This window comes from Novosphingobium sp. CECT 9465 (assembly GCF_920987055.1).
Taxonomy (GTDB): Bacteria; Pseudomonadota; Alphaproteobacteria; order Sphingomonadales; family Sphingomonadaceae; genus Novosphingobium.
In genome coordinates this window covers 814,633-834,229 of record NZ_CAKLBX010000001.1, presented here as the reverse complement: position 1 = coordinate 834,229, position 19,597 = coordinate 814,633, and the positions used below count along the sequence as shown (strand labels likewise).

21 protein-coding genes and 1 pseudogene are annotated in these 19,597 nt (G+C 62.7%); 17 read left to right on the top strand and 5 right to left on the bottom strand.

All coding sequences use genetic code 11. The features are described from left to right. Window positions 1–21 precede the first annotated feature (21 nt). Window positions 22–609 (bottom strand): FKBP-type peptidyl-prolyl cis-trans isomerase, encoded by a 588-nt coding sequence (locus LUA85_RS04065; RefSeq protein WP_231467128.1) that lies wholly within the window; start codon window positions 607–609, stop codon window positions 22–24. Between the two features lie 98 nt (window positions 610–707). On the opposite strand from LUA85_RS04065, the gene LUA85_RS04060 reads away from it, so the two are divergent. The 11 genes from LUA85_RS04060 to LUA85_RS04010 all read left to right on the top strand — a co-directional run bounded on the left by LUA85_RS04060 (window position 708) and on the right by LUA85_RS04010 (window position 9,174). Beyond that, window positions 708–1,283, top strand: coding sequence for a NifU family protein (locus LUA85_RS04060; RefSeq protein WP_231471761.1), 576 nt, complete (start codon window positions 708–710; stop codon window positions 1,281–1,283). 4 nt (window positions 1,284–1,287) lie between these two features. After that, a complete protein-coding gene (tsaB, locus tag LUA85_RS04055) occupies window positions 1,288–1,905 on the top strand; it encodes a tRNA (adenosine(37)-N6)-threonylcarbamoyltransferase complex dimerization subunit type 1 TsaB (protein ID WP_231467126.1) in 618 nt (205 codons plus the stop codon). A gap of 18 nt (window positions 1,906–1,923) precedes the next feature. Next, window positions 1,924–2,397: a GNAT family N-acetyltransferase gene (locus tag LUA85_RS04050; RefSeq protein WP_231467124.1), complete on the top strand. Its 474-nt coding sequence runs from the start codon at window positions 1,924–1,926 to the stop codon at window positions 2,395–2,397. Between the two features lie 166 nt (window positions 2,398–2,563). After that, on the top strand, window positions 2,564–3,004 hold the full coding sequence (locus LUA85_RS04045) for a MucR family transcriptional regulator (protein ID WP_231467122.1): 441 nt from the start codon (window positions 2,564–2,566) through the stop codon (window positions 3,002–3,004). A 113-nt stretch (window positions 3,005–3,117) separates the two neighbouring features. Continuing rightward, entirely contained in the window at window positions 3,118–3,540 is a 423-nt protein-coding gene (locus LUA85_RS04040; protein WP_231467120.1) for a Fur family transcriptional regulator, read from the top strand. Further along, a complete protein-coding gene (locus LUA85_RS04035) occupies window positions 3,524–4,297 on the top strand; it encodes a 1-acyl-sn-glycerol-3-phosphate acyltransferase (RefSeq protein WP_231467118.1) in 774 nt (257 codons plus the stop codon). The genes LUA85_RS04040 and LUA85_RS04035 overlap by 17 nt, the downstream gene beginning before the upstream one ends. 33 nt (window positions 4,298–4,330) lie before the next feature. Beyond that, window positions 4,331–5,677, top strand: a complete 1,347-nt coding sequence (gene miaB / locus LUA85_RS04030; RefSeq protein ID WP_231467116.1) for a tRNA (N6-isopentenyl adenosine(37)-C2)-methylthiotransferase MiaB — start codon at window positions 4,331–4,333, stop codon at window positions 5,675–5,677. Between the two features lie 92 nt (window positions 5,678–5,769). Continuing rightward, window positions 5,770–6,822: a PhoH family protein gene (locus LUA85_RS04025; protein WP_231467114.1), complete on the top strand. Its 1,053-nt coding sequence runs from the start codon at window positions 5,770–5,772 to the stop codon at window positions 6,820–6,822. Continuing rightward, window positions 6,819–7,322 (top strand): rRNA maturation RNase YbeY, encoded by a 504-nt coding sequence (gene ybeY, locus LUA85_RS04020; protein ID WP_231467112.1) that lies wholly within the window; start codon window positions 6,819–6,821, stop codon window positions 7,320–7,322. The genes LUA85_RS04025 and ybeY overlap by 4 nt, the downstream gene beginning before the upstream one ends. Before the next feature lie 19 nt (window positions 7,323–7,341). Further along, on the top strand, window positions 7,342–8,283 hold the full coding sequence (locus tag LUA85_RS04015) for a transporter associated domain-containing protein (RefSeq protein ID WP_231467110.1): 942 nt from the start codon (window positions 7,342–7,344) through the stop codon (window positions 8,281–8,283). 9 nt (window positions 8,284–8,292) lie between these two features. After that, window positions 8,293–9,174 (top strand): LysR substrate-binding domain-containing protein, encoded by an 882-nt coding sequence (locus LUA85_RS04010; RefSeq protein WP_231467108.1) that lies wholly within the window; start codon window positions 8,293–8,295, stop codon window positions 9,172–9,174. A 73-nt stretch (window positions 9,175–9,247) separates the two neighbouring features. Here LUA85_RS04010 and LUA85_RS21670 read toward each other — a convergent pair. Together LUA85_RS21670 and LUA85_RS04005 are read right to left on the bottom strand one after the other, a co-directional pair. Continuing rightward, window positions 9,248–9,640 (bottom strand): annotated as a pseudogene (locus LUA85_RS21670) (gamma-glutamylcyclotransferase family protein); the annotation flags it as partial. Window positions 9,641–9,681: 41 nt separating this feature from the next. Then, complete coding sequence (locus LUA85_RS04005) at window positions 9,682–10,461, bottom strand: inositol monophosphatase family protein (protein WP_231467106.1); 780 nt, start codon at window positions 10,459–10,461, stop codon at window positions 9,682–9,684. Window positions 10,462–10,617: 156 nt separating this feature from the next. On the opposite strand from LUA85_RS04005, the gene LUA85_RS04000 reads away from it, so the two are divergent. Together LUA85_RS04000 and LUA85_RS03995 are read left to right on the top strand one after the other, a co-directional pair. Then, the gene (locus tag LUA85_RS04000) at window positions 10,618–11,562 is read left to right on the top strand and encodes a helix-turn-helix domain-containing protein (protein ID WP_231467104.1); all 945 of its coding nucleotides are present in this window, start codon (window positions 10,618–10,620) and stop codon (window positions 11,560–11,562) included. A gap of 44 nt (window positions 11,563–11,606) precedes the next feature. Continuing rightward, entirely contained in the window at window positions 11,607–11,966 is a 360-nt protein-coding gene (locus LUA85_RS03995; RefSeq protein WP_231467102.1) for a hypothetical protein, read from the top strand. A gap of 125 nt (window positions 11,967–12,091) precedes the next feature. Here the strand turns inward: LUA85_RS03995 and LUA85_RS03990 are convergent, their stop codons facing one another. Continuing rightward, on the bottom strand, window positions 12,092–13,027 hold the full coding sequence (locus LUA85_RS03990; RefSeq protein ID WP_231467099.1) for a ribose-phosphate pyrophosphokinase: 936 nt from the start codon (window positions 13,025–13,027) through the stop codon (window positions 12,092–12,094). 101 nt (window positions 13,028–13,128) lie between these two features. On the opposite strand from LUA85_RS03990, the gene LUA85_RS03985 reads away from it, so the two are divergent. From LUA85_RS03985 to gltX, 3 genes are all read left to right on the top strand, one after another. Further along, window positions 13,129–14,796, top strand: a complete 1,668-nt coding sequence (locus tag LUA85_RS03985) for an NAD+ synthase (protein WP_231467097.1) — start codon at window positions 13,129–13,131, stop codon at window positions 14,794–14,796. A gap of 77 nt (window positions 14,797–14,873) precedes the next feature. Further along, on the top strand, window positions 14,874–15,308 hold the full coding sequence (locus LUA85_RS03980; RefSeq protein ID WP_231467095.1) for a hypothetical protein: 435 nt from the start codon (window positions 14,874–14,876) through the stop codon (window positions 15,306–15,308). Window positions 15,309–15,335: 27 nt separating this feature from the next. Continuing rightward, the gene (gltX, locus tag LUA85_RS03975; protein WP_231467093.1) at window positions 15,336–16,664 is read left to right on the top strand and encodes a glutamate--tRNA ligase; all 1,329 of its coding nucleotides are present in this window, start codon (window positions 15,336–15,338) and stop codon (window positions 16,662–16,664) included. 101 nt (window positions 16,665–16,765) lie between these two features. On the opposite strand, the gene glmS is transcribed toward gltX, so the two are convergent. Next, on the bottom strand, window positions 16,766–18,589 hold the full coding sequence (glmS, locus tag LUA85_RS03970) for a glutamine--fructose-6-phosphate transaminase (isomerizing) (protein ID WP_231467091.1): 1,824 nt from the start codon (window positions 18,587–18,589) through the stop codon (window positions 16,766–16,768). A gap of 566 nt (window positions 18,590–19,155) precedes the next feature. Here glmS and LUA85_RS03965 point away from each other — a divergent pair. Further along, window positions 19,156–19,566, top strand: coding sequence for a DUF3597 domain-containing protein (locus LUA85_RS03965; protein WP_231467089.1), 411 nt, complete (start codon window positions 19,156–19,158; stop codon window positions 19,564–19,566). Window positions 19,567–19,597: the final 31 nt, after the last annotated feature.

Below are 19,597 nucleotides of genomic sequence, written 5' to 3'. Positions count from 1 at the left end.
AAGGACCAGTGAATAGACCTGTTATTGCGGGCTTTCCATCGAGCCTTGTTGCGCACCTTGTTCGGCACGCATCGCCTCGACTTCGGCAGAAGTCTTGAAATCGACCAGTTCGACCTGGAATACGAGGTCGGAATTGGCTGGAATCGGGCCGGATACTTCAGCACCATAACCCAGTACCGCCGGGACGCAGAAGCGCCAGGTGCTGCCCTTGGCCATCATCTGCAAACCTTCGGAAAAGCCGGGAATGACTCCTTCGACCGGGAAAGCGGCCTGCATCGCCTGATCGAAGACGGTCCCGTCAGCGGCAAGATAACCGATGTAATTGACCAGCGCGAAATCCGCCTTGGCGGGTCTTGCCCCCTCGGCAGGCTTCAGTGTCATCGCCCCCAGCCCGCTGGCGGTCTTTATCGTGCACAGACGCTGGCTCGCGCTCACCACCGGGTTCAGCGGTAGCGGAATTGCCTGCATCGAAGGGACCGGCGGCTTGGGCGGCGCGGCGGCCACAGCAGTCGATGCAATTGCGATGAACAGGACAGGGGCGATGCGGCTCAGAGCCTTGGCGAAGGTCGTCATGGCTCCCGCATAGGCGCTGGTGTTGATCTGCGCCATGCGCCGCCTTGCGGATAAATCGAAAAACCCGGCGCGAAACGCAAATACGACTCATTTCGTCCACTTGACCCCGCTTGTGGCAGGCGTACATGCGAATCATGTTCATAGAGACCGAAACCACGCCCAACCCCGCCACGCTCAAGTTCCTGCCCGGAGAACTGGTGATGGCCACTGGTACGCGCGAATTCACTTCGCCCGAAGCGGCAGAGGCATCGCCGCTGGCGCAGGCCCTGTTCGATCTGGGCGATGTGACCGGCGTATTCTTCGGGCGCGATTTTGTTTCGGTGACGGCTGCTCCCGGCGTCGAATGGGCCAGCCTCAAGCCGCAGGTGCTTTCGCTGCTGCTCGATCATTTCGTGGCACAGGCACCGCTGTTCACCCCCGGCAGTGCCGCTGGCATCGCGGTGCCCGCTGAATCCGATGATTTCAGCGACGATCCGGCAGATGCAGAAGTGATCGAACAGATCAAGGACCTGATCGAGACCCGCGTCCGCCCGGCGGTTGCCAACGATGGCGGAGACATCATCTATCGCGGCTTCCGCGAAGGCGTGGTCTACCTGCAGATGCAGGGGGCGTGTTCAGGTTGCCCGTCATCCAGCGCAACGCTGAAGAACGGCATCGAAAGCCTGCTCAAGCACTACGTCCCCGAAGTCAGCGAAGTGCGCGCTGCCTGACGCGATGCGGACTCTGGTGATCGACAGCGCAACGGAAAGTTGCTCGATCGCCCTGATCGAGGATGGCCGACTCGTCGCCGGAGAATGCCTGACCCTCGGCCGCGGCCATGCCGAACGGCTTGTTCCGATGATCGCCAGTCTGCCCGGCAAAGGCCGCGCGGACATCATTGCGGTCGATGTTGGCCCCGGCAGTTTCACCGGCATTCGCGTAGGCCTTGCCGCGGCCAGAGCGCTGGCGATGGCATGGGGCGCGCGGCTTGAGGGCTTCGAGAGCCTGTGGCTGGTCGCCGCCATGGCGCAGGCCGAACACCCCCGCAGCCCTGTCGACGTGTGCATGACGGGCGGCCACGGCGAATGGTTCTTCCAGCCGTTCGGCCCCGACGGCCTGCCAGGCGCAGCCCTGGCCTCGCTCCCGCCGGCCGAGGCGATCTCACGTTCGACCGCTCCGATTGTCGCGGGCAGCCAGGCAATGGCCATTGCCCAAGCGCGATCGGACACTCTGGCACTCGATCTGCGGCCGGATGCACGGCGCGTGGCACTGCTGCCAGTGACCGCATTCCATGCCGATCCAAGGCCGAGCTATGGCCGCGCGCCGGATGCGCGACTGCCGGCAGCGGCCTGACCGCAGACCCACACGCCGATGATCGCACCGCCTGACGACATTGATCGGATCATGTCTGTCATGGAGCGCGCTTTTCCCCCTGAATTTGGCGAAGCCTGGAACCGCAGGCAGGTTGGCGACGCCTTGACGGTCGGCAATTGCCGCTACGGGTTGATCGGACCTGATGGTTCGGATGTACTTGACCCGAATACCGATACGGCTGGCTTCTTCATGGGCCGCAGTATTCTTGACGAAGAAGAATTGCTTCTGTTCGCAATCGCACCGCAATACCGCCGCCAAGGACTTGGCCGGCAACTATTGCAGCGCTTCATCAATCAGGCGCGCGCCAATGGAATGGCGCGGATTTTCCTTGAGATGCGACGCGATAATCCGGCCAGTTATCTCTATGCGGCGCATGGTTTTCGGGAAATCGGTGTTCGTCCAGCTTATTACCGCACCGCAGCAGGCAGTCGCATCGATGCCATCAGCCAGGAACTGGTCTTTGATGATTGAACAGATACTTGACGAGATTTTGCTAAGTGCAAAACCGCATTAAAAAAAGTTGAATCCTATGGTTGTATCCTTGATCGACTCGACTATAAAAGGTGATCCACATCACCTTTTATATCTTGAAATAACCAAAGGCTCGATACGAGCAAACACAGAAGGTTGGTTCGCAATGAGTGAAGTTCAAATCGACATGCGTGAAACCCTGATCACGCTCACGTCGGACATCGTGGCTGCACATGTCAGCAACAACAGCGTCGCCGTCAGCGACCTGCCCGTCCTGATCAGCAACGTCTATACGGCGCTTGCTGGCCTTGATCAGCCTGTTGCTGCTGAAGAGCCGATGCCTGAGCCGGCCGTGTCGATCCGCTCTTCGGTCAAGAACGATCACATCGTCTGTCTGGAAGATGGCAAGAAGCTCAAGATGCTCAAGCGCCACCTTTCCACGCGCTACAACATGACGCCGGACCAGTATCGCACACGCTGGAATCTCCCGGCCGATTATCCGATGGTCGCTCCGGCTTATGCTGAAAAGCGCCGTGAACTTGCCAAGAAGATCGGCCTGGGCCGCAAGCCTGCACCAAAGCGTGGACGCAAGCCTGCCGCTGCGTGACCTGCGAAAAATATAGACGGCGCAATTGCATTGCGCACTGTTGAAGATTCGGCCCGCCGCTCTATAGTTCGGCGGGCCGATTTCTTTTCGGCTGTTTTTTTGACGGATTCCCAGTGCACCAGGCCATCGACATCGAAGCTCTCTGCGCAGAGCGTGGACTGCGCATCACCGATCAGCGTCGCACCATTGCGCGTGTCCTGTCGGACAGCGACGATCATCCCGATGTAGAAAAGCTGCACGAACGGGCCGCGTCCATCGATCCCCGAATTTCGATCGCCACGGTTTACCGGACAGTGCGGCTGTTCGAAGAAGCCGGCATTCTCGATCGCCACGATTTTGGCGATGGTCGCGCGCGGTATGAAGCATCGCCTGAGGCCCATCACGATCACCTGATCGATGTCGAAACGGGCAAGGTCATCGAATTCGTCGATCCCGAACTCGAACAGCTTCAGCGCCAGATCTCGGAAAAGCTGGGCTATCGCCTGGTCGATCACCGGATGGAACTTTACGGCGTCAAGCTTGAACGGGACGGCTGACGCCGCCAGCGGAATCGGGTTTTCGCTGGCCGCAAGGTTGCGCATCGGCCTGCGTCTGTCCGCGATGCTGCTGTGGCTGATCGTTTGCATTCCCTTTTACTACGTGTGGCCGGTCCTGCGGCTGCATAACCCTTGGCCGCGCCTGTTCCTTGGCGGGATTGCGACTATCGCCGGAGCGAAAGTGCGGATCGAGGGTGCGCCTTCCCGCAAGGGCGCTTTCCTTTTGTCGAATCATGTAAGCTGGCTCGACATTCCGGTTATCGCAGGGGCCAGCGGCAGCGCCTTCGTCGCGCATTCAGGCCTTGCCGATCACGGACTGCTCAAATGGCTGTGCGATATGAACGACACCGTGTTCGTGGCGCGCCATGAACGCCGCTCTGTGCACACCCAGGTCGAACTGGTTCGTGCAGCGCTGACCGATACCGGTGCGCTGACCGTATTTCCCGAAGGCACAACCAGCGATGGTAACGGCCTGCTGCCGTTCAAGTCCTCGCTGCTGTCTGCGCTCGATCCGCCACCGCCCGGCATCGCCATCCAGCCGGTCTGGCTCGATTATGGTCCCGATGTGGCCGCCATGGCATGGATCGGCGAAGAGCCGGGGCTGGACAACTTCCTCAAGATCCTTGCGCGCCGCCGCCGCCAGCAGGTGACAGTTCACTTCCTTGCGGCCCTGGACGAGAGCGAAACCGTCAATCGCAAGACGATGGCGATCGCCGCGCGCGAACGCATCCTTGCCGCGCTTGCCCGCAAACGGTAGCCAAACGCCCCCGAATCCCGTATCGGCGCGGCCATGCCTGCATCCTCTGCCCCCAAAAGCTTCCCGAAGACATTCAGCGTCAAGAGCTTCGGCTGCCAGATGAACGTCTATGACGGTGAACGCATGGCCGAACTGCTCGGCGCGCAGGGCATGACCGCGGTCAGCGGGGGCGAGGATGCGGACCTCGTCGTGCTGAACACCTGCCATATCCGCGAAAGGGCGACCGAAAAGGTCTATTCCGACATTGGGCGCTTGCGCCGCGAAGATGGCACTGCCCCGTTGATCGCCGTTGCCGGATGCGTCGCCCAGGCCGAAGGCGAGGAAATCATGGCCCGCGCCCCCAGTGTCAAGGTCGTGGTCGGCCCGCAATCCTATCACCATTTGCCCGATATGGTGGCGCGCGCCGCCGCCGGTGGCCGTGCGACCGAAACCGATATGCCCGCACAGGCCAAGTTCGCCGCCCTGCCCAAGCGTCGGAAATCCGGCCCGTCCGCCTTCCTTACAGTCCAGGAAGGCTGCGACAAGTTCTGCACCTATTGCGTCGTACCTTACACGCGCGGCGCGGAAATATCGCGCCCGTTCAACGACCTGGTCGAGGAGGCTAGGCTTCTCGTCGCGGGCGGCGCACGGGAAATCACGCTGCTTGGCCAGAACGTGAATGCCTGGACGTCCGAGGACGACAAGGGTCGCACGATCGGCCTTGATGGCCTGATCCGCGCGCTTGCCGCCGATCCTGATCTCAGCCGCATTCGCTACACCACCAGCCATCCTAACGACATGACCGAGGGCCTGATCGCCGCGCACGGCGAGATCGACAAGTTGATGCCCTTCCTCCATCTGCCCGTACAGGCGGGCAGCGACCGCGTGCTGGCAGCGATGAACCGCAGCCACACGGTCAGCAGTTACCTGTCGCTTCTTGACCGTATCCGGGCGGTGCGGCCTGACATCGCGATTTCCGGGGATTTCATCGTCGGCTTCCCCGGTGAAACTCCGTCCGAATTCAATGAAACGGTGAAACTCGTTGAAGCGGTCGGCTATGCGCAGGCGTTCAGCTTCAAGTATTCCCCGCGACCCGGCACACCGGCGGCCACAATGGCCGATCATGTCCCCGCCGTCGAAATGGACGAACGGTTGCAGCGCTTGCAAGCCGCGCTCCAGCGCAGTTCGCTTGCCTTCAACCAGGCCAGTATCGGGCGGCGTTGCACCGTGCTGGTCGAACGTCGGGGCAAGCTGCCCGGCCAGTGGCTCGGCAAATCGCCGTGGCTGCAATCGGTGCATTTCATCGGCGATTTCGCGATCGGCGATCTGGTCGATGTGGAATTGATCGAAGCTGGGCCGAACTCGCTTTCAGGGCGTGTCTTGCAGACTCCTGTGGAATAAACGCTTTACGGGGTAATTTCGCCGCGCACTGCCTTGCGCCTGCAACTTCCCCCCCTATTCTCATGGCCAGGCCCCTTACCTGAAAGGAGAGCATGGCCCGTAAATTCCCCCGCGCCCATGATGAGGCGCATCATCGCCCGGACTACCCTCGGTCGGACTTGCACAAGCCGGATCAACACCGACGCGCCCGGATCGAAGTCGAATTCGATGAACAGACCGTGCTTGGCGCACTGTTCGGCCAGTTCGATACCAATCTCGTGCTGATCGAGAACAGGTTGGGGGTTTACATTTCGGCGCGCGGCAACCGCGTCATGATCGAAGGCCCGGATGATTCTGTCGCGCGCGCGCGCGATGTTCTCAAGGGCATGCACCAGCGACTGCTGACCGGGCAGGATCTTGATGCAGGTGCGGTCGAATCGCTGATCGCGATGTCGGTCGAACCGACGCTGGAAGGCATCATCAGCGGCATGCCCGGCGGGACACCGCCGATCATGATCCGCACGCGCAAGAAAACCATCGTCCCGCGCAGCCCCACCCAGATCGAATATATGAAGGCGCTCATTTCCAATGACGTGATCTTCGCACTCGGTCCGGCAGGCACCGGCAAGACGTATGTCGCCGTGGCGCAGGCCGTGGCGCAACTGATCTCTGGTTCTGTCCAGCGCCTGATCCTGTCGCGTCCGGCGGTGGAAGCGGGCGAGCGGCTCGGTTTCCTTCCGGGTGACATGAAGGAAAAGGTCGATCCCTATCTTCGCCCGCTTTACGATGCGCTTTACGATTGCATGCCGCCCGAACAGGTCGAACGCCGCATCGCCAGTGGCGAAATCGAGATTGCGCCCATCGCCTTCATGCGCGGACGCACACTGGCCGATGCCTTCGTGATCCTCGATGAAGCGCAGAACACCACCCCTGCGCAGATGAAGATGTTCCTTACCCGCTTCGGCCAGAACAGCCGCATGGTGGTGTGCGGCGATCCCAAACAGGTCGATATCCCCGGCGGCGTCGGGGCCAGCGGATTGAACGATGCGGTGCACCGTCTGGAAGGCGTGGACGGCATTGCCACCGTGCGCTTCAACATCGCCGACGTCGTGCGCCACCCCATCGTGGGGCGGATCGTCGAGGCATATGAGGGCAAGGACGCGTGAGCGCACCGACGCTGGAAATCGATATCGATCCCATCTGGGGCGATGCGACCGACTGGGAAGCGCTCGCCAACCGGGCTGCCGAGGCCACCGCGAAAGTGGCCCCGGAGCTCGCCCATGAAAACCTGTTGGTCAGCCTTGTCATGGCCGATGACGAGGAAGTGCACGCGCTGAACAAGCAATGGCGGGCCAAGGACAAGCCAACCAACGTCCTGTCGTTCCCGATGCTCAGCCGCGAGGAAGTGCTCAGGGCCGGGGCCAGTGAAGGCGCGCCCGGCATGTTGGGCGACATGATCCTCGCCCATGGCGTCTGCGTCCGCGAAGCTGCGGAAAAGGGAGTGTCGGTGGAGGTCCACGCCACGCACCTCATCGTTCACGGCCTTTTGCATCTGGCGGGCCACGATCACGAACTGGGTGAAGCCCAGGCCGAGGAAATGGAAAATCTGGAGCGGAAGTCGCTTGCGCTGATGGGCATCGCAGACCCATATGCGGTCGAAGACTGACAGCAGGGAGTTCCAGGTAGTGCCCGAGGGCAATGACTCCGCCGGCGAAAGCCGGTCTGGAGACGCAGACAGTAGCAGCCGCCCGCTATGGCGCGCAATCAAGGCGTTCTTTCGCGGTCCCGACCATGACCAGTCGCTCCGCGCGCAGATCGAAGAGGCCATCGACGAGCACGAGGGCGAGCCGCGCGCGGGCGGTGCGGGAAAGGGCGACCTTGTGCCGCTCGAACGCCAGATGCTCCGCAATCTCCTGCATTTCAGCGAGCATGACGCCGACGACGTAGCCATTCCGCGCGGCGAGATCGTGGCCGTGCCTGCGTCTGCCACGTTCGACGAGATTGTTGGCGCTTTTGCCGAACACGGCCACAGCCGCATGCCGGTATTCGGTGAATCCCTCGACGAGATCATCGGCATGATCCACGTCAAGGACGTGTTTGTGATCGTGGCGGGCATGCATCTTTCGGGCAAGGCTCCGCCCAAGGACTGGACCAGCCTGATGCGCCAGCCGCTGTTCGTGCCGCAGGCGCGCGGGGCGCTTGACGTATTGGCGGACATGCGTAGCCGCCGTACGCATCTGGCCGTGGTGATCGACGAATATTCAGGGACCGACGGCATCATCACCATCGAGGATCTGGTCGAGGAGATCATCGGCGAAATCGAGGACGAACACGATGACGCGCCGCAGGAGATGATCTGCCGCATCGATCCTGACACGTGGGATGCAGATGCCCGTGCCGAACTGGACGACGTGGCCGAAATGGTCGATCCCCGGCTTGCGGAAGTCGAGGAAGACGTGGATACGCTAGGCGGCCTGGCGGTAGTGCTGGCCGGTGAAGTGCCGCCTGTCGGCCGTGTGCTCGAACACGCCAGCGGATGGCGGCTGGAAGTGACAGGAGGCGACGAACGCCGCCTTACCCGCCTTCGGCTGCATGCTCCGCAGGCGGAAACGGTTGATGATGAATAGGACGAAGCGATGATCCGCCGCCTGCCACCACTGCGTTCGCTTGAGGCGTTCATCCGTGTCGTGCGCGCCGGTTCGGCAAAGACTGCGGCGGCAGAACTCGCGCTCAGCCCCTCGGCGCTGTCACGCAGGCTGGGTGCGCTTGAAGAATTCGTCGGAAAGGCGCTGTTCGAACGCAAACATCAGGCCCTGAAACTGACCGAGGAAGGCCAGCAGCTTTATGATGCGGTTGCGCCCCTGATTGACGAAATGGCCGACCGGGTGGACCGCCTGATCGATACGGGCAAGGTCATGCGCCTGCGGCTGGGCGTACTTCCGCTGTTCGGCAGCCAGCGTCTGTTCCCGCGCCTTGGTGAATTGCGCAAATTGCACCCTCAACTGCACATTGACATCGATTCAGGCCACGCCGCCGAAACCAAGCTGGGCGACACGATCGATGCAGCTATCGTCCTGTCCGAAGGGCCTGATGCCTCGCTGCATTCGGTACGGCTCGATCACAACCGCGTCCACGCAATCACATCGGTCGCCCTGGCCGAGGAACTTGGTCCGCGGCCCGACGTTGCCCGGCTTTCGAAGCAGACCTTCCTTGTCCACAACGATCTGCCGATGAGCTTCGAAGCGTGGAAGAAGGTCCTCCATCTCGAAAAGCTGGAACCGGCCGCCATCGATCATTTCGATTCCGGCCAGTTGATCCTGGAAGCCGCCGCACAAGGGCTGGGCATCGCGATCATGCATGACGATCATTATCTCCGTAGCCATGATCCCCGCCTCGCCCGGCTCTATGACATCGATGTCGACAGCCCCTACTCCTACTGGTTCGTATGCCGGCCCCGCGCACTGCAATCACGCCCCGTTCGCCTGTTTCACGACTGGATGCTGAAGGCCGGACTTTGACCGGTGTGAATACCCGCTGATCGGCAGCAAACACGCGCAGGCGGCGGCGCCTTGCAAAAGCCGTGAAATCGCCGCCCGGAATGATCGGCAAGCCCGGATGGACGGCGCGATTGTAACAATACACCTGCGCATTCACGATGCCGCCGCCCGCAACCCTGATGCGGATCGCCCGCCGCACATATTCGGACCGTGAGGGACGACGCCCGTCAAATCCCTCGTAAACATCCAGCGCGCGCAAGTGCCTGGGCTGAAAGCCGTGTCCTGCGCGATAAAGTCTGCCCGACACCCGGCCATCGCCGGTACAAAGCACGGGATACCAGCCCTGTGGCGTCTGCACACCACGCAACCGCCCGCGTACGAACGCCCGTCGCCCGCCACCTGCAAACAAGGGCAGGATCGCGCGGGTCAGCGCATTTGCATGATCGTGCATCAGGGTGCCGTAGAAGAAAAACCAGCGCCCGCGCATCGGCACCAGTGAACATGGGGCCGCCGATGCGCAAGGGGCGGTCAGTGATGGCAGGCCAGCGCCTCGACCACATCATCGAGCCGCGCAGGATCACCCAGTGCGATAATGTGGCCGTCCGACCCTGCATGCAGCGGCTCGCCATTCCAGTCCGCCATGGTGCCGCCGGCGCCTTCGACGATGGGCACCAGCGCTGCCCAGTCGTGCAGCTTCAGGCCCGCCTCGCACACCAGGTCGATCTGGCCGGTTGCCAGCATTGCATAGTTGTAGCAATCGCCACCCATGACCATGCGCTTGTGATCGGTCTTGGCAGCAAGCCCCATGAAATGCGCGCCATCATGATCATCGAAATAATGCGGTCCGGTGGTCGCCAGAGTCGCCTCGTTCAACTCGCGACACACCCGCGTCCGCACCGGCTTGCCATTCAGTGTTGTCGCCATGCCGGTGGCGCCGACCCAGCGCTCTCCGGTTATGGGCTGGTCCATCACCCCCAGCACCGGGAAGCCTTCGATCACCAGCGCGATGAGCGTACCGAAGATCGGCCGTCCTGCCAGGAACCCGGCAGTGCCATCGATCGGATCGAGCACCCAGCTGCGCCCTGAAGTGCCAGCCGTAGAGCCGAACTCCTCGCCAATGATCGTATCGCGCGGGACCTCCGCAGTCAGGATGCGGCGCATTGCTTCTTCTGCGGCCCGGTCGGCCAGGGTCACCGGGGTATCGTCGCCCTTGCGCTCTGCAATCACGGTGCGGAAATGCGGACGGATTGCCGCCGCCGCCGCATCGGCAAGGCGCATGGCAAGAGCGATGTCATGTTCAAGCTTCATGCGTTGCCTCTTCGCCTGCAAAAGGGAATTGATCAAGCCGACGAATCCCTTTGCGATACACCTTGGCTGTAACATGGGTTAGGGCGTGAGAAACCGCACAGATATATGGACCGGCGGGGGCTAGGCCGCGGCAACGGTTGTTTAAGGGGCGCAGAAGTGAGTCGCAGCAGCAAACCCGCGATCGACAGCGCGGTCGTCTCGGCCAACGGGGCTACCCGCGATGGCCAGCCGATCTCGTTCAGCCGCGCCCCTGCGCCAGATCTCGAACGCTGGGTGGGCCGCTTTTACGTTACGGTGGTAGACATGCCGGCGGGGCATCGGCTTGATTGCGGCCTGCTTAGCGACTTTGCCTCGATCAGAGTGCAATTGCGCGGCAAATGGCAGGCCACCACTGCCGAAGGCGTCAAAACGTCCGAACAGGCCGCCATGCTGTTTGGCCCGCATTCCCGGCGCATGCCGATCAGCGTGACCGGAAGCTTTGCCAGCGTTGGCGTTTTCCTGCGTCCCGGTGCATGCCACGCCCTCAATGGCCCGGAAATATCGGGACTGACCGACAACCTTGCCACATTCACCCAACTGCATATGCCCGAATCGCGCTGGCTGACCCTGTGCGATCCCGATGCCACGCCGGAGGAATGGACTCTGGCAATGGAAAACGAGATGCGCAGCCTGATCGCGGACCGTGCCGTCCGTGAACCGGACCAGATATCCGCCCGTTTCGAAGCTGCCACCTTTTCGGACCCGACCGTCTCCGTCGCCCAGTTGGCAAACGATCTGGGCGTGGAGCAGCGTCGCCTTGAGCGTATCGTGAAGCGGGACTTCGGCATGACGCCCAAGCAAGTGCTGCGCCGCGCCCGCGCGCTTGACATGGCCAGTCATTTGCGTGGTGTCGCCGATCAGGACGAGGCCGACGCGCTGGCCTTGCGCTATTACGATCAGAGCCACCTGATCCGCGAATTCACCGCGATGTTCGGGATGAGTCCACGCCAGTTTGTCGAACGGCCTCAGCCGCTGATCACCATCGGCCTCGAAACCCGGCAGAGTCGCCGCCTCGAAGCGATCCAGCGGATTGCGCCCGGCGGTATAAAGCCTTGGGAATGACGGCGCTGGTTGCGTAAGCCGCTTGTGCTGCCTATCGCCGGACAATGGCAAAAGCAGATCGTCTCGAACGTCTCGACAAGCGCCGCGCCGAAATGGAAGCGGACTATCTGGAAGCCCTGATCGAGGCGCTGCACACAACTGCTGCGGGCAAGTGGGGCCTGTTCGATCACACTGCCGACAAGATCATGCGCGCTGCCACTGCGCCGGTTATCGCCAATCTTCAGGACATCGCGGACGAAATCGCCGTGGCGCGCGAAACGCTGTTCATGGAGCCGTTCACGCTTCACGACGAATTCATGGCCGCGCGCGGCAAGCCTGGCGCGCATGCCGTGGGCGAACCGAAGCAGGCCCGCGCGTGGCTGGAACGGTTGCGGCTGGCGGCAAAGCCTTCCGCCGCCGACTAGGCCCGCGTACGCAAATTATGAATCGTCATTGCGAGGAGGCGAAGCCGACGCGGCAATCCAGAGTGTCGAACACAAAGGCTCTGGATTGCTTCAGCCTTCGGCTTCGCAATGACCCATTCGCAGGATCAATCGAACAGGCTGGAGACCGAGCTTTCATCAGCGATGCGACGCACCGCCTCACCGATCAGCGGAGCGATGGTCAGCACACGGATGCGATCGCAGGTTGCCGTCGCTTCGGTCGGCATGATCGTGTCAGTGATTACCAGTTCCTTCAGCGCCGAACTCGCTACGCGGGCAACCGCGCCGCCGGAAAGGACGCCGTGCGTGATATAGGCCGATACACCCGCCGCGCCGGCATCAAGCAGCGCCTGCGCCGCGTTGCACAGCGTACCGCCCGAATCGATGATATCGTCGATCAGGATGCACATGCGGCCCTTCACATCGCCGATGATGTTCATCACTTCGGACTGGCCGGGGCGGTCACGGCGCTTGTCGACGATGGCCAGCGGCGCATTGTTGAGCCGCTTTGCCAGCGCGCGGGCGCGCACCACGCCGCCAACGTCTGGCGAAACGACCATCAGTTCCTGCGCGCCATAACGCGTCTGGATATCTGCTGCCATGACCGGCGCGGCGAACAGGTTGTCGGTCGGGATATCGAAGAAACCCTGGATCTGTCCGGCATGGAGATCGACGGCAAGCACGCGATCGGCGCCCGCCGTGGTAATGAGGTTGGACACCAGCTTGGCAGAAATCGGTGTGCGCGGACCGGGTTTGCGGTCCTGGCGGGCATAGCCGAAGTAGGGGACCACGGCGGTAATGCGCTTGGCCGATGCGCGGCGCAGCGCATCGATGCAGATCAGCAGTTCAAGGAGATTGTCGTTCGCCGGATAGCTGGTCGATTGCACCACGAACACGTCTTCGCCACGCACATTCTCATGGATTTCGACGAAAACTTCCTCATCGGCAAAGCGGCGCACGCTGGCGTCAGTCAGCGGCATTTCGAGATAAGCCGAAATGGCGCGAGCGAGCGGCAGATTGGAGTTGCCGGCCATGATCTTCATGCGTGCGATTCCCTCGAATTCGATCCCCAAGCGGCCCTTAGCCCAAGATGACAGGTTTGCAACTCTTGCAGGCCATGCGGTTTGCCGCCTAGTGATCCATCATGGCCGACACACTTCGCATCACCCTCGCCCAGCTCAACCAATCGGTTGGCGATCTTGCCGCCAACGCCGCCGCGATGCTGGCCGTGCGAGAAAGGTCGCGTGACAGCGACCTGATCGTCTATCCCGAATTGCAGTTGATCGGCTATCCGCCCGAAGACCTGATCATGAAACCCGCGTTGATCCAGCGCGCCGCGGCAGAATTGCAGAAACTGGCCGAAGTCACCGCGGATGGCGGCCCGGCCATGCTGGTCGGCTCGGTGTTCGTGCGCGACGGCGCACTACATAACGGCGTGGCGCTGCTGGAAGGCGGGCGCATCGCCGCCACGCGCTTCAAGTATGAACTGCCCAATTACGGCACGTTCGATGAAAAGCGCTATTTCATGCCCGGTCCCCTGCCCGAACCGGTGCTGTTCAAGGGCGCCATGCTGGGCCTGCCGATCTGCGAGGACATCTGGCAACCCGATGTCTGCCGCCACCTTGCCGAACTTGGCGCGGAAATCTTTATCTGCGTCAACGGCAGTCCCTATGAAATAGACAAGGACGTGCTGCGCATCGATGGCGTGGCAAAGCGCCGCGCCATCGATACCGGCATTCCGCTGGTCTATCTCAACCGCGTGGGCGGGCAGGACGAGATCGTGTTCGATGGCGCCAGTTTCGTCGTCGGTCCCGAAGGCGCGCTGTGGGTACAGATGCCCGATTGGGAGGAAGCCATTGCGACAACCGTCTGGACGCGTACTGAATTCGGGTCGGGCCACCGCTGGCGGTGCGAGGCGGGAGAAGTCCATGACCTCGCCGAACATCCAGAGGACATCTATTGCGCAATGGTCATGGCCCTGCGCGATTATGTGAACAAGAACCGCTTCCCCGGCGTCGTTCTCGGCTTGTCAGGCGGGATCGATTCCGCGATCTGCGCCGCCATTGCGGTGGATGCACTGGGCGCAGACCGCGTGTGGTGCGTGATGATGCCCAGCATTTACACCAGTCAGGAAAGCCTCGACGATGCCGCAGGGTGTGCAAGCATGCTCGGCGTAAAACTCGATACCGTGCCGATCAATCCGGCGGTGCTTGGCTTTGCCGACATGCTGGCCCCGGTATTTGCCGACAAGCAGCCCGATCTTACAGAAGAGAACATCCAGTCGCGCATTCGCGGTGTCACGCTGATGGCGCTTTCCAACAAATTCGGCCCGATGTTGGTGACGACCGGCAACAAGAGCGAGATGAGCGTGGGCTATGCCACCATTTATGGCGACATGAACGGCGGCTACAATCCGCTGAAAGACGCCTACAAGACCACCGTCTTCGCGGTTTCGAAGTGGCGCAACGAAAAGCGTCCGAAGATCGGGCTTGGTCCCGATGGTCCGGTCATGCCCGAACGGATCATCACCAAGCCGCCCAGCGCCGAACTTCGTCCCGACCAGAAGGATTCGGATTCGCTGCCGCCTTATGACGTGCTCGATGGCATCCTTACCGGGCTGGTTGAGAACGAAAAGAGCGTCGATCAGGTCGTTGCCGAAGGGTTCGACCGTGCAACCGTGGTGCGCGTGGAGCGCCTGCTTCATGTGGCGGAATACAAGCGACGGCAGGCCCCTCCCGGCGTAAAGCTTGGTGCGCGCAATTATGGGCGTGATCGCCGTTACCCGCTCACGCATGGCTTTCGCACGGGCTGAATTATTGCGAACGATTCGCATTGACGGGAAGAGCTAAGCGCCCTAGTTTGCGAATCGTTCGCAAGAGAGGATTTCCGATGCCAGCAGGCGAATACACCACCCGGTTCTCCAGCACGGTCGAAAGGCTCGCCCGGCCGCACGACGTGCGCGGATTGACGCTGACCGCGCTGCACATGGTCATGGCGATGCGCCTGTGCGCGCTGTTCGATCAGGCCGACCGCGATCCCGTGCCCGACCTTGCCCGACGTTATCGCAGCATCGAAGCCGCCTGCGCGGTCCATGGCCTTGTTGCCACGATCAAGCAGGTCTGGCCCGAACCGTTCATGGTCAACCGCCCCTGCTGCCTGGCGATGACGCCCGACGAGGTGACGCTATCCGCGCTCGTCCGCACGGCGCTGGCGGCGGACCGCACCGGTTTTGCATTGGCAGTCGACGGTTTCGTGCGCCCCGAACGCCACGCCGCTCTCTACGAATCCACCGTCCACGCGGTCGCACTGCTCCCTTCCCCTTGACGCCGCTCCGCGATAGGGGCGTGAACCATGATCACGGTAACCCGCTTCGCCCCCTCACCCACCGGAAAGCTGCACGTCGGCAATGTCCGCACCGCGCTGCATAACTGGCTGCTGGCAAAGAAGACCAACGGCAAGTTCCTGCTGCGCATCGACGATACCGATGCCGAGCGTAGCCGCGAGGAATATGTCGAGGCGATCCGCGCCGATCTGATCTGGCTGGGGCTGGTGCCCGATGGCGAAGAACGGCAGTCAGCGCGCTTCGCGATATACCAGGCCGAGTTCGAGCGTCTGGTCGAGGCCGGGCGGCTCTATCGCTGTTACGAAACGTCGCAGGAACTCGACCTCAAGCGCAAGGTGCTGCTGGGGCGCGGGCTTCCGCCGATCTATGACCGTTCCGGCCTGAAGCTGACCGAGGACGAGCATGCGGCGAAAGCGGCGGCGGGCGAGAAGCCGCACTGGCGCTTCCTTCTCGACCATGACCAGCCGATCACCTGGGAAGATGGCATCCGCGGTCCCCAGAGCTTCGATCCGCGCCAGATGTCGGACCCTGTCGTGCGCCGCGCCGATGGATCGTGGCTCTATATGCTGCCGTCCGCGATTGACGATATCGCGATGGGCGTGACTGACGTTTTGCGCGGCGAGGATCACGTTTCGAACACCGCCACACAGATCCAGATGTTTACCGCGCTGGGCGCGCAGCCGCCGCGCTTTGCCCACGAAGCCCTGCTGACCGGCAGCGAGGGCAAGCTGTCCAAGCGCCTTGGCGCACTGGGTATGGCCGATTTCCGCCAGCAAGGCATCGAGCCGGAAGCCATCGTTGCGCTGCTGGCGCGGCTCGGTACGTCCGATCCGGTGGACGCGACGCTCGATGCCGATGCGCTGGCCGCCAGCTTCGATCTTTCGCGCTTCGGCCGCGCACCGGCGCGCTTTGACGAGGCGGACCTGCACCGCGTCAACGCCCAGATCGTGCATCGCCTGCCCTATGCCCGCGTCGCACACCTCCTGCCCGATGGCATGAGCGAAGCGGCCTGGGAGGCGATCCGCCCCAACCTTGCCCATATCGATGAGGCTGCGGGCTGGTGGCAGGTGGTGACCGGACCGATTGCTCCGCCTGCGTTCGACGACGAAACGCGGGCGTTTCTGGCAGAGGCGGCGAACGTCGCAGTCTCGCTCGACTGGAGCGCCGATCCCTGGCGCGCGCTGACCACTTCGCTCAAGGACAGCACCGGGCGCAAGGGCAAGACGCTGTTCCTGCCGCTGCGTCAGGCACTGACCGGTCAGGACCACGGCCCGGAAATGGCAGCGCTGCTTCCCCTGATTGCGCAGGATGAAGCGGTGCGCAGGCTGCGCGCGTAGCCTTCTCCTCCGCCTTGAGGGGGAGGCCGGGTGGGGGTGTTCAACGTCTGTGGAGCCCCCACCCCCAGCCCCTCCCCGCCGGGGAGGGGGGAAGTGTAGCGTTATTCCACCGTAACCGACTTCGCCAGATTGCGCGGTTGGTCAACATCGGTGCCCTTGGCCACGGCAACGTGATAGGCAAGCAATTGCACCGGCACGGCATAGACCAGCGGCGCGATCAGCGGGTGAACCTTGGGCATTTCGATGGTGGCGAGGCACCCCTCCCCGGCTTCAGCAATGCCTTCCGCGTCGGAAATCAGCACGACCTTGCCCCCGCGCGCGCGGACTTCCTGCATGTTGCTCACGGTCTTTTCGAACAGCGGGCCTGACGGGGCCAGCACGATCACCGGCACCAGTTCGTCGATCAGCGCGATCGGCCCGTGCTTCATTTCCCCCGAAGCATAACCCTCGGCGTGAATGTAGCTGATTTCCTTGAGCTTCAGCGCGCCTTCCAGCGCCAGCGGATAGTCCGCCCCGCGCCCAAGATAGAGCACGTCGCGCGCTGGTGCGATCAGGTGGGCCATGCCCGCGATCTCATCGTCATGGGCCAGAGCGGCATTGAGCGCGGCGGGCACTTCGACCAGATGTTCAACGATCTCGGCCTCTTCGGCGCGGTTCATCCGCCCGCGCTTGACCGCGAGATGCGCTGCCAGAGCCGCCAGAACCGCAAGCTGGCAGGTGAACGCCTTGGTCGAAGCCACGCCGATTTCCGGGCCGGCATGGGTGGGCAGGAGCAGGTCCGCCTCGCGCGCCATGGTGCTGGTGGGCACATTGACGACGACCGCGATGGTCTGCCCCGCCGCCTTGCAGTGGCGCAGCGCGGCCAGCGTGTCCGCCGTCTCGCCGCTCTGCGAAATGAACAGCGACAGGCCGCCGGGTTCCAGCACCGGATCGCGGTAGCGGAATTCGGACGCCACATCGATGTCCACCGGCAGACGCGCGAACTGTTCGAACCAGTATTTGGCGACCATCGCGGCGTAGAAGCTGGTGCCGCACGCGACGATGGTGACGCGGTTGATACTGGCGAGATCGAAATCGATCTGCGGCAGCGCCACGGTCTGCTCCACCCGGCGCAGATACGAGCGCAGGGTTTGCGCGACGACCACCGGCTGCTCGAAGATTTCCTTCTGCATGAAGTGGCGATAATTGCCCTTCTCGATGGCGGCGGCGGTTGCACCAGAAGCGACGATGGGGCGGGTCACCGCATTATCGTCCACATCGAAGATCTGCGCGCCTTCGCGGGTGATGACGACCCAATCGCCTTCTTCAAGATAAGTGATGCGCTGGGTCAGCGGCGCGAGCGCAAGCGCGTCGGAGCCGAGATAGGTCTCCCCCTCACCATAGCCCACCACCAGCGGCGAGCCGAGGCGCGCGCCGATCAGCATGTCGTCATGCGCGCGAAACGCGATGGCGAGCGCGAAGGCGCCGCGCAGCTGCGGCAGCACGGCCTTGACCGCGTCCTGCGGGGAAAGGCCCGCCTCGACCTGTTCGGAGACGAGGTGCGCGACGACTTCGGTGTCGGTCTCGCTCTCGAACGTGCGGCCCCGCCCTATCAAGGCATCGCGCAGCGGCTTGAAGTTTTCGATGATGCCGTTGTGGACCAGCGCGACATGTTCGGTCGCGTGGGGGTGGGCGTTGCTGGTGGTCGGCGCGCCGTGGGTGGCCCAGCGGGTGTGCGCGATGCCGATCAGCCCTTGCGCCGGATTGCGCGCGAGTTCGATCACCAGATTGTTCAGCTTGCCCTCGGCACGGCGACGGATGAGCTGCCCGCCTTCGACAAGGCAGACCCCCGCGCTGTCATAGCCGCGATATTCCATGCGGCGCAGGCCATCGACCAGCCGGTCCGCCACCTGTTCCTTGCCGACAATTCCGATAATTCCGCACATGGCTGTCGCTTGATCCTGAAGAAGCCGTTTCGCACTCTATCGCACGAAGAAGTTGGGATTGTCTTTCCATTCGCCAGCGCCGGGCGGTTTGTCCAGCGGGGATTCGCGGATTGATCCGGTCCGGGCGGAGGTAGCTTACACAGTCCAGAGGGAAGGTCTGGGGCGGTCTGGCTGGCGCTTTGGCCCCATCCTGCCCGCTTATGGGATAAGGCGCAGGAACGCGGGGTGGATGGGCGACGGGATCATGCTGCGAACGCTGCCGTGTTCGCGGGCCTGTAGGAAAATGGCTTGTGGGATTCTGCTTCGGCCAGGCAAAAGGCGCGGATGCCCACCCCGCTGCGACTAACGCCTCTTGCAGAGCCGCAAGTCTCGCTCCCCTCGCGCATGCAGGAGGCGCGTTGTTTGAACTTCTCCCCTCCCGCTTGCGGGAGGGGCGTTGTTTGAACTTCTCCCCTCCCGCTTGCGGGAAGGGCTGGGGGTGGGTTTGCGATGCATTTGCAGCGAACCCGGAACACAATGCCGTCACTGCCGGTTGCCTGTGCTGTAACCCCACGCAGGAGCGCAAGATGAGCATTTTCAGCAAGATCATGGACGCCATTTCATGGAAGGGTACGCGGCCCACGCAGACCGGCCAGACGCCGAAGCCGGCGCCTGCGCCCGCCGCCAATGCCGCCCCGGCGCCAAGTGCCCCTGCCCCGGCAGCACCCGCGCCAGCGCCAGCCGCACCAGTCGATGTCGAAGCCAATCTCACCGAGATGGCGCAAGGCCAGTCGCTCAACTGGCGCACCTCAATTGTCGACCTGATGAAGCTGCTCGACATCGATTCCAGCCTCGCAAACCGCAAGGAACTCGCGCAGGAACTCGGCTACACCGGCGCGCTCGACGGTTCGGCGGAAATGAACATCTGGCTGCACAAGGCAACGATGCGCAAGTTGGCCGAGAACGGTGGCAAGGTGCCTGCTGATTTGACGGATTAAGGTTGGGCGCGCGGGGCGGCGGATGCGCTGC

Excerpts from the sequence above, each read along its gene's own strand:
- LUA85_RS04065 (WP_231467128.1), bottom strand. The coding sequence starts at position 609 with ATGGCGCAGATCAACACCAGCGCCTATGCGGGAGCCATGACGACCTTC.
- LUA85_RS04060 (WP_231471761.1), top strand. The coding sequence starts at position 708 with ATGTTCATAGAGACCGAAACCACGCCCAACCCCGCCACGCTCAAGTTC.
- tsaB (WP_231467126.1), top strand. The coding sequence starts at position 1,288 with ATGCGGACTCTGGTGATCGACAGCGCAACGGAAAGTTGCTCGATCGCC.
- LUA85_RS04050 (WP_231467124.1), top strand. The coding sequence starts at position 1,924 with ATGATCGCACCGCCTGACGACATTGATCGGATCATGTCTGTCATGGAG.
- LUA85_RS04045 (WP_231467122.1), top strand. The coding sequence starts at position 2,564 with ATGAGTGAAGTTCAAATCGACATGCGTGAAACCCTGATCACGCTCACG.
- miaB (WP_231467116.1), top strand. The coding sequence starts at position 4,331 with ATGCCTGCATCCTCTGCCCCCAAAAGCTTCCCGAAGACATTCAGCGTC.
- LUA85_RS04025 (WP_231467114.1), top strand. The coding sequence starts at position 5,770 with ATGGCCCGTAAATTCCCCCGCGCCCATGATGAGGCGCATCATCGCCCG.
- LUA85_RS04010 (WP_231467108.1), top strand. The coding sequence starts at position 8,293 with ATGATCCGCCGCCTGCCACCACTGCGTTCGCTTGAGGCGTTCATCCGT.
- LUA85_RS04005 (WP_231467106.1), bottom strand. The coding sequence starts at position 10,461 with ATGAAGCTTGAACATGACATCGCTCTTGCCATGCGCCTTGCCGATGCG.
- LUA85_RS03995 (WP_231467102.1), top strand. The coding sequence starts at position 11,607 with ATGGCAAAAGCAGATCGTCTCGAACGTCTCGACAAGCGCCGCGCCGAA.
- LUA85_RS03990 (WP_231467099.1), bottom strand. The coding sequence starts at position 13,027 with ATGAAGATCATGGCCGGCAACTCCAATCTGCCGCTCGCTCGCGCCATT.
- LUA85_RS03985 (WP_231467097.1), top strand. The coding sequence starts at position 13,129 with ATGGCCGACACACTTCGCATCACCCTCGCCCAGCTCAACCAATCGGTT.
- LUA85_RS03980 (WP_231467095.1), top strand. The coding sequence starts at position 14,874 with ATGCCAGCAGGCGAATACACCACCCGGTTCTCCAGCACGGTCGAAAGG.
- gltX (WP_231467093.1), top strand. The coding sequence starts at position 15,336 with ATGATCACGGTAACCCGCTTCGCCCCCTCACCCACCGGAAAGCTGCAC.
- glmS (WP_231467091.1), bottom strand. The coding sequence starts at position 18,589 with ATGTGCGGAATTATCGGAATTGTCGGCAAGGAACAGGTGGCGGACCGG.
- LUA85_RS03965 (WP_231467089.1), top strand. The coding sequence starts at position 19,156 with ATGAGCATTTTCAGCAAGATCATGGACGCCATTTCATGGAAGGGTACG.